The organism is Phocoenobacter atlanticus subsp. cyclopteri (genome assembly GCF_018343795.1).
Lineage (GTDB): Bacteria > Pseudomonadota > Gammaproteobacteria > Enterobacterales > Pasteurellaceae > Phocoenobacter > Phocoenobacter atlanticus.
Window position 1 is genome coordinate 1073765 of sequence record NZ_CP074346.1, and the last position, 14207, is coordinate 1087971.

Genomic DNA, 14207 nt, shown 5'->3' on the forward strand with positions numbered 1-14207 from the left:
CGGTTTATAATTAAGGTTTATAATTAAGAATTTAAACAAAGGAACTGATTTCTGTATTCAACAGGTATCAGTCCTTTTAGTTTAACATTGATTCTTTGCGTATTATAATACTCAATATAGCTTTCCACTGCTATCTTTTAACTCATTTCCATAAAAAAACACCCCAAAGGCTGTGTTTAGGTTGTACATTTTTGGGGTGCATCAGCTTGCAGGGGAAAGTTAGGGTGGGAAAATATTATTAATTATCAAAAATTAATACTTAAAAGTATGCTATTGTCCTGTCAAAATATTAAGAAACCGCTTTAAATTGAATTAGACCACTTTCTACATACTGCTCAACATCATCTTCATTAAAAATAGGTGTAACAACATCTTCTTTATCAAACGCCATATCCCCTTCAATGCCCTCTAGTCTTACGCCGTGTTTAATGCCTTTAAAATCAAACAATGAAGTATCACACAAATGCGAGGGCGTAATATTTTGCAAGGCACTAAACATTGTTTCAATTCGACCTGGATATTGACGATCCCAAGTTTGTAGCATTTCTTTTATAACTTGACGTTGTAAATTAGGTTGTGAACCACATAGGTTACACGGAATAATAGGAAACTGTTTTGCATCAGAATATTTAATAATATCTTTCTCTTTGCAATAAACCAGCGGACGAATAACAATTTGCTTACCATCATCACTCATCAACTTAGGTGGCATAGACTTCATTTTTCCGCCATAAAACATATTTAGAAACAAAGTTTCTAACATATCATCACGATGGTGGCCCAATGCGATTTTTGTTGCCCCTAACTCTGTTGCTGTGCGATATAAAATGCCTCGACGTAAACGAGAACAAAGGGAACACGTGGTTTTACCCTCTGGAATTTTTTCTTTCACAATGGCGTAAGTATCTTCTTGCACAATTTTATATTCAACTCCAATACCTTCTAAATACTCAGGTAAAATATGTTCAGGAAATTCAGGCTGTTTTTGATCTAAATTCACCGCCACAATATCAAAATGGATCGGTGCATTAATGCGGAGGTTTAATAAAATATCCAGCAAGGTATAGCTGTCTTTTCCACCAGATAGACATACCATTACTTTATCACCCTCTTCAATCATATTAAAATCGGCGATTGCATTTCCCACATTACGGCGAAGGCGTTTTTGTAATTTATTAAAATTATAGGTTTGTTTTTTGTTTAATTCGTTATTCATTGTTTTTCTATTTAAAAATAAAACTTCTCGTATTATAATCCGAGAAAATAAATTTTGTAAAAAAAGAGTACAAACTGACCGCTTGTACTCCTTATATTACTAACATAAAAAACTATTTTTTTATTTATCTTTCCAACGCTGAATGGCTTCTTTAATCACTTTTTTCGCTTCTTCTGCACCACCCCAAGCTGTTACTTTGGTTGTCCCTGCTTTTTTAAGGTCTTTATAGTGATTAAAATGGAATTCAATTTGTGAAATGAGCTGTTTTGGTAAATCTGATAATGTTTTGTACGCATTACCGTTGTTACGATCATCTGCGGGTACACAAACAATTTTATCATCCACTTCATCATCATCCACAAATTTCATTACACCAATAACACGTGCTTCTAAGAAAACCCCTGTTGCTAATGGTTGTTCAGTAACTAATAACACATCTAATTCATCACCATCTTCATCTAAGGTTTGTGGAATAAAACCGTAGTTAGTTGGTTTTGCAAAAATGATTGGTTCAACACGATCTAACTGAAAACAAGCAAGCTCTCTGTTCCACTCAATTTTATGATTACTACCCGCTGGAATTTCATTTACTACGTTAATAATACCGCTGTTTACATCGCCAGCATCTAAAATTTTATTAAAATCTGCCATAAAAATTATCCTTAAAAAATGATTATAAAAGTTGTTCAATTATAACAGCTATTACAAAACTTCCCAACTCAAATTAGAAATCAAACGGCATTTATCACACTTAAAATAAAAAATACTGTGCATTGGTTCATTTAATTTCCATTCTTCATTACAATTTGGGCATTTTCGGTTATGCTCAATCTCTTCATCTTTCCCTAAACGGTATAAATAATAGTACGTGGGTGTTTGGGTGATTTGTTCTATTCTTTGACAAAGTGTTCTTCCTTGTTGTGCCAATTCACTTGTATGATCGGAAATTTGTTGTAATGCAGATTGTTCAAGAGTTGAACCATTCATTTGTAATTGATCACAAGCCTGCCAATCTTCTTGCCATTTTAAAATATCCGCAGAAAAAGGTTGATTTGATTGTGTAATTTCATAGAGAGGCAAAGGTAAAAAATCAGCACCATTAAAGACCGGTGAGCAAGAATCTAAATGCGTTGTGTATAAAAGTAAAAATTCTCCTTCAATTTGATGGCTGGTGACATCTGCTCGATAATCTTTTCCAACTAATTCAAAACTTGCAAATTTTACACCATAACTATCCGCTTGAGATAAGGCTTTATTCACTTCATCACTATTATATTTTGCCATTAAACTATCTTGACGAGGTATCGATAAATTCACTTGAAAAAAGGCTTCATCAATACACTGAAAATGGGTGATCCCCGCTTCTCGCCCAATCATCTGCCCATTTTCTCGCCATTGATTCACAATTTTAAAAATCAATGACGTAAAGTTTTCATCAAAATAAGGATAACTAAATTTTGCAATAGCTTGATACATTATTTTTTCTGTTCCTTCATTTGTTGCATTTCAACCTCAACAACAGATGTTGGTTCTTGATGAAGAATAACTTCTGAAAGCGGAAAAGCACGTAATAATTTTTTCTCTAAACTATCCGTAATTTCGTGTGCTTTCACAAGGGAAAGATGATCATCTAATTCCATATGTAATTGAATAAAACGAACCGCCCCAGCTTGACGAGTTTTTATATCGTGAATACTCAATACATCAGGATGATGTTCTGCAATATCCTTGATTTTATTAATTTCTTCTTCAGGTAAGGCTTGATCTAACAACATTTGTATTGCTTGCCATGCCACTTTAATTGCATTAATCATAATATAAAGTGCAATCGCAATAGCAAATAGAGCATCAGCATAAACAATGCCATAAAGAGATAATCCCATTGCAATAAGAATAGCAATATTCATTAAAATATCTGTTTTATAATTAAGAATATCCGCCTGAACAATAGGGCTATTTACAACTTTTAACACCTTTTGTTGATATAATACAAGGACGCCAGTTAAAACAATAGAGATAACACTAACGATAATCCCTAGCTCTGTTTGATAAATAACTTGCGGATTATATAAACGCTGTACACCGTGTAAAAGTAGAAATAGTGCTGAACCTGTAATAAAAGCCCCTTGTACTAAAGCTGCTAATTCTTCAGCCTTACTATGCCCAAATGTATGATTATCATCAGCGGGTCGTAACGCAAAGCGTAGCACTAATATATTAGTGACAGACGCAAACACATCCAGTAAAGAATCAGTCATTGCAGCTAAAATAGAAACCGAGCCAGTAATCCACCATACTATCACTTTTAACAATAACAACATTCCCGCCACAATTACCGCAAAGGTTGTAGCACGATTAACTAAAAGTTTATATTGCTCTGCAACTTGTTTATTTATTTCATTATGATTATTTTTTGTCATCTTTACAGCTTTTTAAGTTAATATTCCTCCTAGCCCTCCCTCCGTAAATGGAGGCAGTATAATTCCCTCCTCCGCTCGCGGGGGAGGGTTAGGGTGGGGGTACAATTTGTTGACTCTATTTCTTAAACCCAAATAAACAAAAATGACTTGTTGAATATGTTTTAATATTCAACAAGTCAGTATTAAAAATTAATCTATTTTAAATTAACTTTCTTTTGTTTGCTTTTTGCCTGCGTGAACCGCCATTTTTTGACGAATAATACGACGCTCTTTAGAAAGCTCCGCATTACGGATAGTAATATCATCCACACGGCTTTCATAGTCATCACGCATATTTGCAATAATTGCTCGAATTTCCTCAATTGTCATTGAATCCGTAATATATTGATTTAGATTATCAAGTAATAATACTCGTTTTCTGTTATCTCGAATTCTACGATCATTTTCTGCTGTTTCTCGTAATAATTTATTTTTTAAACGATATAAATGAACGTAATCAAGCATATCTTGAAAAGATTGTGTATGTTTTCCCATAATAAACTCCTGTGAGTAAGTTGAAAATAATAAATTCTAAACTGCTGGTAATCCTAAATCCTTTGACTGCTTTCGTCAAAGGATTTTTAATACTTATTTATAATTATTTTTGCAAATGCATATTTTTAATCCTCACCTCTCTAGCACTCTTCTGAAAAAAATCCTCCCTCCCTAGCACTCCCCCACAAGCGGAGGAGGGAATTTATCAATTTTTTAAAACTCCTCCAACAACCGTTGCATTAAATATACTTTCTGTTCTTCTGACAAGGCTTTGTTTTCGCTATTCGCCACAACAAAAAAATCTTCTACTCGTTCACCAATGGTGGTAATTTTGGCATTAAGAAGTTGTAAATTAAGTTCATTGAAAATATCGCTAATATGAGCTAATAACCCTTCTCGATCAAGGGTTTTAAATTCAAATTCTGTTTGTTCTAAATGGCTATTATCTAGAAATTTAACTTTTGTTTTATGTTTAAAAGGGGTAAATTTAATTGGTTTTTTAATCAATTTAAATCGTAATTTCGGCTGATTTAATATGTTAAATAACGCATTTTTTAATTGTTCACGGCGCTTTTCTGACAATGGTTCGCCATTATATTCTGCCACCACAAAACTATCGAATACCAATTGATTATTGGTTAAAATTTGTGCTTCTAAAATGGTCATTTTCTTTTGTGTTAATAATTGTGCAACAGTAGAAAAGAAATGGGGCATATCCTGACAATGTATGAATAATTGCGTCATATTTTGCTGATTAATATTTGAAACAAGTATTAATGGTAGTTGTATTTCTGCCTGTAAATAACCTTGAATATGCCAATTTAGTTGCTCTGTATTATGGCGAATAAAATAGCTATCAGGACAACTATTCCAAAAAGTATTGATCTGTTTAATTTGTATTTCATCATAGATAGCGGGGAGTTTTTCGGCAACACGTTGTCGATTAACCAAACTTAACTGTTGATAATCGATACACTGCTCTTCTCCTCGTTCTATTTTCTCTTTGGTTGCAGTATAAAGTTGTGTAAAGAGTTGTTCTTTCCATTTATTCCAAAAGGTTTTGTTGGTAGAAGACATATCTGCAAAAGTTAAACAAAGTAACGCAGATAAAGCGGTATGATTTTTAACAGTTTTTGCAAATTCTGAAATTACTTGTGGATCATAAATATCTCGTCGCTGTGCTGTCATTGACATTGTTAGATGCTCTGCGACAAGCCACGTCATTAGTTTAGTCTGTTCATCATCTAAATTGTGCAATTTTGCAAATTGGTAAACTTCCATTGCCCCTTTTTCGCTATGACAACCGCTCTGCCCTTTCGCAATATCGTGAAACATTGCGGCTAAATAAAGTACGCTCGGATCTTTAAAATCTCGAAATAGTTCGGAACACAATGGATAACTTGTTTCATTTGGATCAAGTAATTTCTCTAATTTTCGCATTACTCGAATGGTGTGTTCATCAACAGTATAAATATGCAGCATATTAAATTGCATTAAACCTGTGATATTTTTCCACTGTGGTAAATAGGCTTTTAATACTCCTAGATGGTGCATTGGTTTAATGGCTCGTTCTATACAATTTGGTTGTGAAAAAAGTGAAATAAATCGCTCTCTAGACTGAGAATATTCACAAAGTGGAGTGGTTAATTTTCCTATTGCAAGACGTAAATAACGCAATGCGGATATACTTGGTTTTGCATTAGGATACTGCGTTAAATGGTAAAAAAGATCTAAAATAGAATGAGGTTCATCTTCAAAAAATTGATAGTTATTTGTTCCAAAAATCAGGTTGTTTTGTAAATAAAAATGGTTGTCTAACTGAATTTTATCACTTTTTAATTTTGCTTTCTTTAAGATTACTTTCTCAAAATTTTTTAATAATAGATAACTTAATTGTACAATTGATTGTGTTGCTTGAAAATACTCTCGCATCATTGTTTCAACAGGTTGATTACCTTCTCCTTGATAACCCAATCGTTGGCTTAAAACTAATTGACGGTCAAATCTCAAACGATTGTCATAACGTTTTAGCTGTAAATGTAAGCCAAATCGCATTTTAAATAAGACTGCTTGTGCCTGTTCTAATTCACTATATTCTTCTGCAAATAATAATTGTTGTTCAAAAAGTTCTGATAAGGAATACACGCCATAATGTCTTAACATTACCCACATTAATAAATGTAAATCTCGCAAACCACCTGGACTATGTTTTAAATCGGGTTCAAGGTTATAGCTGGTATTATGATAACGTGCATAACGTTCTGTTTTTTCAGTAATTTTAGCCCGTAAAAAATCTTCTGTTATCCAAAAATCATTTTGATGAATTCGTTCTAGTAGATCATAAAAATCTTGACTATTTCCTGTTAAAAAACGTCCCTCTAACATATTGGTTGCAATAGAAATTTCTGCTTTCCCCATTTCAATACATTCATCAAAAGTACGAATGGCTGAACCAACTTGTAATTTCAAATCCCAAAGTAACGTAAAAAAAGCATTAAATTGTGTTTGAGTTTCTTCGTCTAACGGCTCTTTTACTAAAACTAAAATATCTAAATCTGACAATGGAAACATTTCACGACGACCATAGCCTCCCACTGCAATTAAAGTGAGATCCTCTCTTTTATCAAAACTAAAATATTGCCATATATCTAATAGTCGCTGATCATAAAAGTCACTGCGTTGATGAATAAGATTTAACGTATCCACTTGTGGAAAATCATTATTTTGAATTTGATTAAATTCTATTAGTTGTTGTTTTAGTTCAGTTAAATTCATCGCTTTAATGTATTTAAAAATAGTTGTTTATACCTTATCACACTCTTTTATAAAATAAAGGATCGCCTTGCATTTTCTATCTAAAAAAATCATTATACCAACTACTGTTCTCTCCTCTCGCTACTTTAACTTTATATTTTTGATCATAAAAATTGACTGTAATCATTCCCACTTTTGCAGTATCTAACACTTTAATATTTCTCTTTTCTAATCGTTTTATTATATTCTTATTCGGCAAATGCCAAATATTCCAACGCCCTGTTGAAACCATTGCAAATTTAGGTTTTGTGTAGTTAAGTAAAGTATAACTGGTGCTGGTTTTACTGCCGTGATGTGGAACTTGTAAAAAATCAACTCGACCTATTTTTTGTGAAAAATAAGGTTCTTCATTTTGAGTAATATCTCCCGTTAGCAAAATTTTAAAGTTTTGAATTTTCACTAAAATTACGCAAGAATTTGCATTTTTTGCTTTAAATGTCACCGCTTTAGGATAGTAAACTTGTAAATGAAACTTGCCAAATTGCCATTGTTTTCCTTGAATACAAGGCTCTGTTTGCCGATTGGCATATTTTCTGTTACTTGATGAAATTAACCTTGCTTTTGGATAAGCTTTTAAAATATCGACTATTCCCCCTGAATGATCTTTATCATCGTGACTTAAGAATATAGCGTCTACTTTAATACCATTGCGTTTTAAATAAGGCAGAATTTCTAATTTTGCCATTGAATTTTGTGCCTTTCCTCTGCCCCAACTTACTCCTGTATCATATAATACAGCTTTAGTTTGTAAACCGTGTCGATATACTAAGGCATTCGCTAAACCCTGACCTACATCAAAGGTAATCCATTGTGTTCGTGGCTTTGTGAAATAATAGGCATAAAATAGACTATTAAATATCACAGTCGCAATAATAATCTGCTTCCAGTATTGTCTAAATTTATAATTTAACCAAGTGTATAAAATAAGTAGAATAAATAAATTCACGGTAAGATATTGCCATTGTTGATATTGACTTAAGAAAAACCAAGAATGGGAAAGAGGGGTTAATAAATCAAGGCTTATTTGCAATAAATCATCGACGATTTGCCAAGTCTCAAAAAGATTATCCGTGACCAGTGAAAACAAAATAAAAGGGATAATGATTAAACTATAGAAAGGGACAATAATTAGATTTGCAATAAAACCAAACGGCGATAAACCTTCAAAAAAATAAAATTGTACAGGTGCAAAAAGTAATAAAATACCGATTTGTAAATGTAACAACCTGAGGATAAAGCGAACACTTTTTGCCTTTAACCATTTATCATTAAAAGGCAATACCTCAAGTATTTTTTTTAATGGGAAATAACGATACCAAATAATCAAACACAGTACTGCCAAGATAGAAAGCCAAAAGCTACTGGATAATAAGGCGATCGGATTACAAATTAACAACACCACCACTATTCGCCACCAAAATTGCATTGGCGTGTAATGACGACGAGCGAATTGGAAACATAAAACAAAACTAATGGCAAGTAACGCTCTTAACGTAGGCGTAGAAAAATTGGCTAAAAAAGCATATCCCAAGGCACAACATAACCCCAATAAGAATGGCAAGCGGTAAGATAATGCTAATTTTTTGCAAAATTTTATAAAAATGTGACCGCTTGTTTTATTCAAAATCAACAATATGACATACTGCCCCAATTTTGCTAACCCAAATCCCAGCCACATTACTAAACCAATATGTAGACCTGAAATGGCAATTAAATGTGCCGTTGCTGTTTGCTTAAAAAGTTGCCACGTTTGATTATTCAACCACGCTCTTTCACCAAAGCTAAGTGCTAATATCAACCCTTGTGTCGCAAATTTCTCCGTTTGTTGTTTCACTCTCTCTAACCATCGTGTTCGAGTTGATAAATGATTAAGTGACTTTTGTATTAAATTTGCTTTTTTGACTGTCGCTATTGCATTGATATTATTTGCAAAATGCCATTGTTGACGATTAAAATTTCCAGTGTTTAAGCGACTTGAAATAGGACGGATTTTTAAATTTGCTTGGTAACTTCTTTCTAATTCTAAGGGCGTATCCGTTTGCCATTTTAAATATAATTTTATGCCATTTTCCAATTGAGCAATTGCTGTTTGATAGCCTATCTGATGCAAAATTTGAATGATCTTAATGTTCTCCGTCGTTTGATAAGCGGTGACATTTTGAGCATTTTTTGCAATTTGTTGTACTTGATAAAAACTCACTGAGAGTATAATAAAAAATACCCCCCACATTCTTTTTCTAATGCTAAAGACAATTATTGCACCTAAACTACTCCCCCAAATCGCCCAATAAAAATAATCTAAGGGAAACCAGAAAATACTTAATAATAAAAAACAAAATAAAATACAAAATCGGTCTAAATTCATTGCTAAATTTCTATTTTAATAACCATATATTGGATCGTAGAATGCGATTACTTGATGAATTTAGCTAAACATTACTTAAAATTTATCGATCTAGATCACAAATTTTGTTTTTGCTTTGTTAAAAAAATGTATTTTTTGTAATAATTTAAGTTTTTTAATTAAGTTTAAGGCATAATATATGGCACTAAAAAGCTTAAAATCAGGTACAAGTTATATGGCAAATAATACAACTCATACAAATTTTGAAGAGTGGCTGGCATCTTCAGCACTTAATGGAGCAAGCCAATCTTATATTGAAGATATTTATGAACAATATCTCGATGATCCTACTTCGGTAGAAGAAAGCTGGCGTGGTATCTTTGATGCCTTACCTCAATCTCAAAAAATAGAACAAGCACACTCTTGTGTGAGAGATTATTTTCGTCATTTAGCAAAAACTAGCCATCTAAGTGGCACAACAGCTATTGCTCCTGATGCAAGTGCAAAATTAGTTAAAATATTACAATTTATTAATGCTCACCGTTTTCGTGGTTATTTGGAAGCCAATTTAGACCCACTCAATTATTACCGTTGGAAAACATCACAAGTGCCTGAATTAGACTATCGTTTTCACGGCTTTAGTGAATCCGATTTAGATGAAACCTTTACGATTAATCGTTACGTTTATAATCAAGAAACCATTACATTACGTGAATTAGATAAAAAATTAAAAGAGACTTATTGTGGTACTATTGGGCTTGAATTTATGCACGTACAAGATCAAGAACAAAAAATATGGTTACAAAAAAAAATAGAAAGTCTATTAAATAAACCCCTTTTCTCTCCTCAACAACGTATCAAATTTTTAGAAGAATTAACTGCCGCTGATGGATTAGAACGTTATATCGGGGCAAAATTCCCTGGTGCTAAACGCTTTTCTCTAGAAGGAAGCGATGCGTTTATTCCAATGATGAAAGAGATTATTCGTCACGCTAGTCGTCAAGGAATGTCTGATGTCACGATGGGAATGGCACATCGTGGACGTTTAAATATGCTAGTCAATGTACTAGGAAAAAAACCGACTGAACTTTTTGATGAATTTTCAGGTAAACATTCTGGCGATAGAACTGGGGATGTAAAATATCATCAAGGTTTTTCTTCTTATTTTGCCGCAGACGATAAACTAATGCATCTTGTTCTTGCTTTTAATCCTTCTCATTTAGAAATTGTAAATCCAGTGGTTATTGGTTCAACTCGAGCGAGACAAATTCGTAAAAATGATACTAAACACAATAAAGTATTAGCCGTCACTGTTCACGGTGATTCAGCCATTGCAGGACAAGGTATAGTACAAGAGACATTGAATATGTCTCACGCTCGTGGTTATAGCGTGGGAGGTGCCATTCGTATTGTCATTAATAATCAGATCGGTTTCACTACCTCTAACCCTCTTGATACTCGTTCAACCGAATTTTGCACTGATATAGCAAAAATGGTGCAAGCACCGATTATTCACGTTAATGGTGATGATCCTGAAGCAGTAGCGTTTGCAGCCCAAATGGCAGTAGAATATCGTGCTTTATTTAAACGTGATATTTTTATTGAGTTGATTTCTTATCGTCGTCACGGTCACAATGAAGCCGATGAACCAATGGCTACACAGCCAATAATGTATAGCATTATCAAAAAACATCCAACTCCTCGTAAAATTTATGCCGATCGTTTAATTGCAGAAGGGATTGTTACAGAAGAACAAGTGACCGAAATAATCAATCTCTATCGTGATGCCTTGGATAATGGTGAATGTGTTGTTCCTGAGTGGCGTAAAATGGATAAAACAAAAGCGGATTGGGTCTCCTACCTTAACCACGAATGGACAGATCCTTATGAAAGTAAATTTGATCAAGAGCGATTTATCAGCCTTGCAAAACGTGTTGCTAGCTATCCAGAAAGCGTTGTTCCGCAATCTCGTGTTGCCAAAATCTATCAAGATCGCCAAGCAATGGCAAAAGGTGAAAAGTTATTTGATTGGGGTATGGCTGAAATAATGGCTTATGCGACTTTATTAGATGATGGTACGCATATTCGCCTATCTGGAGAAGATGCAGGACGTGGCACATTCTTCCACCGACACAGTGTTATTCATAATCAAAAAGATGGTACAGGCTATATTCCATTAGTTAATCTTCATTCTAGTCAAGGACATTTTGAAGTCTGGGATTCAGTACTTTCTGAAGAAGCGGTATTGGCGTTTGAATATGGTTATGCAATCACATTACCAAAAACCCTTACTATTTGGGAAGCCCAATTTGGTGATTTTGCAAATGGTGCTCAAATCGTTATTGACCAATTTATTAGTTCTGGTGAACAAAAATGGGGACGTATGTGTGGTTTAGTAATGCTACTCCCTCACGGTTACGAAGGACAAGGACCTGAACACTCTTCAGCTCGTTTAGAACGTTATTTACAGCTTTGTGCTCAACACAATATGCAGGTGTGTATCCCTTCTACTCCTGCACAGGTTTATCATATGCTACGTCGCCAAGCCATTCGTAAAATGCGTCGTCCATTGATTGTGTTATCGCCAAAATCATTGCTTCGCCACCCACTTGCGGTGTCGAAACAAGAAGAATTAATTCACGGTACATTCCAAAATGTGATTGATGAAATTGATGATCTCAATCCTAAAGACATAAAACGAGTGATACTTTGCTCGGGTAAAGTTTATTATGACTTACTCGAACAACGCCGTAAAAACAAACAAAATGATGTGGCAATTATTCGTATTGAACAACTTTACCCTTACCCACTTGAAGATGTGCTGCATATTCTCAAACGCTATAAACACATAAAAGATTATGTATGGTGTCAAGAAGAACCTCAAAATCAAGGGGCGTGGTACTCAAGCAATCATCATTTTACAGAGTCTATTCCTCCAAAATCAACGTTACGTTATGCAGGACGAGAAGCGTCTGCATCACCCGCAGTCGGAAGTATGGCTCTACATACACAACAACAGCAGCAACTCGTTGATGATGCATTAACTCTTTAAAAGAAAGAAAAGGAAAATATTATGACTATTGAAATTCTTACTCCTGATTTACCAGAATCTGTTGCAGACGCAATGGTTGCTACTTGGCATAAAAAAGTAGGAGATAAGGTTCAGCGAGATGATATTCTTGTTGAAATTGAAACAGATAAAGTGGTACTTGAAGTCCCTGCTGAAAAAGAGGGAATACTTGAAGAAATTCTTCAACAGGAAGGCGCAACAGTAACCAGCAAGCAACTTCTTGGAAAACTAAGTACGATACAAGATAATGATGGTAAAATAACAACAGCAACAGTCGATAAAAATGAAGCCACGCCATTGGATCGTCGTACTGCAGCCATTGAACACGACAATCATTTAGCCAATGCTCAGGGACCGGCAATTCGTCGTTTATTAGCCGAGCACGACTTAAATGCTGATGAAATTACAGGTTCTGGTGTAGGTGGGCGAATTTCTCGTCAAGATGTTGAAGCAGTTATCAAAACAAAAAATAAACCAGTAAAACCAGAAACGCATTTCTCTGTTGACACAAATCGTAATGAAAAACGTGTTCCAATGACTCGTTTACGTAAACGTATTGCAGAGCGTTTATTGGAAGCAAAAAATACCACCGCGATGCTTACTACTTTTAATGAAGTAAATATGCAACCTATTATGAATTTACGTAAAACCTATGGGGATGCTTTTGAAAAACAACATAATGTTCGCTTAGGTTTTATGTCATTTTATATTAAAGCAGTGGTTGAAGCATTAAAACGCTACCCTGAAATCAATGCATCTATTGACGGAGATGACGTAATTTATCATAACTATTTTGATATTAGTATCGCAGTTTCAACCCCAAGAGGCTTGGTTACACCTGTATTACGTGATTGTGATAAGCTAAGTATGGCAGAGATTGAAAAAACGATTAAAGCACTAGCCATTAAAGGACGTGATGGTAAATTAACTGTTGAAGATTTAACAGGGGGGACGTTTACCATTACTAATGGTGGTGTATTTGGTTCACTGATGTCCACACCTATTATCAATCCACCTCAAAGTGCCATTTTAGGAATGCATACGATAAAAGATCGCCCAGTAGCAGTTAATGGTGAAGTTATTATCTGCCCAATGATGTATCTTGCCCTTTCTTATGATCATCGTTTAATTGATGGTAAAGAATCTGTTGGATTTTTAGTTACAATTAAAGATTTATTAGAAGACCCAACAAGATTATTGTTAGATATTTAACCTATTAAAAAACCCTAAGCACATATTGTTTTTCCAAATGATGTGCTTGGGTTTTCGTCTATATGAACAAATTCCAATTTTCACTAATGTAAATATTTATTGTTCTAAATGTTAAATTATCCCCAGGGCAAGATCATACTTGTAAACTTACAATATGTTCATTATTTACCTTATTCAAAAGGTTGAATGCTAAACAAAAACTGTTTAATTAATGTCTTTCTATACTTAAATGTTATAAATAAAGTTTATTTTCAAATTCAAATAAATAGCTATTTTGCTAATAAGTATATTTTTTATTCAAGTATGATTTTGCCCTGAAATTATCCCTCCCCCCCAATTTTACTTTTTAAAATATATGACGCAAATCCAAACATCAATAGTATGATATTTAGCAAAATTTCAAAGTATTATGACAAAAAATGAAATGTTACGAAAAAACAAAAAAAGTTAAAAAATAGTTGCAAAATAAATCGAGCTATATAGAATAAAAATATGAATTTTAAAATTTTAATAATTTTATTTAATCTAATTCATTGAAAAACATTACTTTAATTGTCATTGATACGACTAGCTCTACCCTATTTTATAATAAATATT

General features: G+C 33.7%; 9 protein-coding genes and 1 pseudogene. 2 read left to right on the forward strand and 8 right to left on the reverse strand.

Features of this window, described 5'->3' with window-relative positions:
• Positions 1–23 precede the first annotated feature (23 nt).
• The 8 genes and pseudogenes from KGI96_RS05125 to KGI96_RS05160 form a co-directional block, all read right to left on the reverse strand.
• Positions 24–131: pseudogene (locus KGI96_RS05125) on the reverse strand (IS3 family transposase); the annotation flags it as partial.
• A 158-nt stretch (positions 132–289) separates the two neighbouring features.
• Positions 290–1216, reverse strand: coding sequence for a tRNA 2-thiocytidine(32) synthetase TtcA (gene ttcA / locus KGI96_RS05130; protein ID WP_211597960.1), 927 nt, complete (start codon positions 1214–1216; stop codon positions 290–292).
• Between the two features lie 120 nt (positions 1217–1336).
• Positions 1337–1867: an inorganic diphosphatase gene (locus KGI96_RS05135; RefSeq protein ID WP_211597961.1), complete on the reverse strand. Its 531-nt coding sequence runs from the start codon at positions 1865–1867 to the stop codon at positions 1337–1339.
• 51 nt (positions 1868–1918) lie between these two features.
• Positions 1919–2692, reverse strand: a complete 774-nt coding sequence (locus tag KGI96_RS05140; RefSeq protein WP_211597962.1) for a Zn-ribbon-containing protein — start codon at positions 2690–2692, stop codon at positions 1919–1921.
• Positions 2692–3636, reverse strand: coding sequence for a cation diffusion facilitator family transporter (locus KGI96_RS05145; protein ID WP_211597963.1), 945 nt, complete (start codon positions 3634–3636; stop codon positions 2692–2694). Before KGI96_RS05145 ends, KGI96_RS05140 begins: the two co-directional genes overlap by 1 nt.
• Positions 3637–3840: 204 nt before the next feature.
• The gene (locus tag KGI96_RS05150; protein WP_211597964.1) at positions 3841–4170 is read right to left on the reverse strand and encodes a DUF496 family protein; all 330 of its coding nucleotides are present in this window, start codon (positions 4168–4170) and stop codon (positions 3841–3843) included.
• 213 nt (positions 4171–4383) lie between these two features.
• Positions 4384–6945 (reverse strand): bifunctional uridylyltransferase/uridylyl-removing protein GlnD, encoded by a 2562-nt coding sequence (gene glnD, locus KGI96_RS05155; protein WP_211597965.1) that lies wholly within the window; start codon positions 6943–6945, stop codon positions 4384–4386.
• A 76-nt stretch (positions 6946–7021) separates the two neighbouring features.
• Entirely contained in the window at positions 7022–9214 is a 2193-nt protein-coding gene (locus tag KGI96_RS05160; RefSeq protein WP_229577248.1) for a DNA internalization-related competence protein ComEC/Rec2, read from the reverse strand.
• Between the two features lie 349 nt (positions 9215–9563).
• Between KGI96_RS05160 and sucA the strand changes: the two genes are divergently transcribed.
• Complete coding sequence (sucA, locus tag KGI96_RS05165; protein WP_211597994.1) at positions 9564–12380, forward strand: 2-oxoglutarate dehydrogenase E1 component; 2817 nt, start codon at positions 9564–9566, stop codon at positions 12378–12380.
• Between the two features lie 21 nt (positions 12381–12401).
• Positions 12402–13610, forward strand: a complete 1209-nt coding sequence (gene odhB, locus KGI96_RS05170) for a 2-oxoglutarate dehydrogenase complex dihydrolipoyllysine-residue succinyltransferase (RefSeq protein ID WP_211597967.1) — start codon at positions 12402–12404, stop codon at positions 13608–13610.
• Positions 13611–14207: the final 597 nt, after the last annotated feature.